We start from the raw sequence: 765 nt of genomic DNA on the forward strand, positions 1-765 counted from the left end.
CCGGGCCGACGAGGTGCAGGCGCTGCGCGACGCGGAGGACGCCGAGGACGCGGCGGCCGAGGCGGAGCCCGGGGAGGAGACGGCCGGCGAGCCGCTGGACGTGACGCCGTCCCCGGAGACCGAGGGCGGCCCGGACAGCGCGACCGGCCTCGGCGGCCTCGCCCTCGAACAGGCCGCCGCGATCCCGCCGGTAGCCCGTACGGCGACCAAGGACCCCAAGAGCGGGGACGATCCGAAGGCCGGCCCGGTCGCCGCGCAGACCACCGTGCAGGAGGCGCCGGGCAAGGCGGACGGCAAGTCCGAGGGCGGCAGTGACGTCAGGGAACCCGCCGCGAAGGAGGAAGCGGGCACGCCCGCGGGCGGCGACAAGACCACCGCCGCACCGGAGAAGGAGTCCCAGCAGGCGGCGGGCGGCAGCTCGGCGCAGTCCGGCGCCGGGACGAAGCAGACCTCGGGAACGGCACCCGCGCAGGACGCCTCGGGCCCGGCGGGCGGCTCGGACACGCCGGGTCCGACGGGCGGCTCGGGCACGTCCGACACGGCTCCCGCGCCCGGCCCGGCCCAGGACACCAGCCCCCGTACCGAGCCTGCCGGGGGCTCCCGGCCCCCAGCTGCCGCGACCTCGGAACCGGCCCCTGCCGAGCCGAGGCGCGCCCCGGAATCGGCACCCGAGCCGAAGCGGTCGGCGTCGGCCGGTGCCTCGCGACGGGGAGGCGGCGGCGGTGGCGGCCGTGGCTCTGGCTCTGGCGGTGGCGGCGGCGGGGG

1 pseudogene is annotated in these 765 nt (G+C 79.6%); it reads left to right on the plus strand.

Annotated features, from left to right (window positions below):
* Positions 1–765, plus strand: a pseudogene (locus CCN42_RS43125) (eCIS core domain-containing protein); the annotation flags it as partial.

The organism is Streptomyces glaucescens, from assembly GCF_002154375.1.
GTDB lineage: Bacteria > Actinomycetota > Actinomycetes > Streptomycetales > Streptomycetaceae > Streptomyces > Streptomyces glaucescens.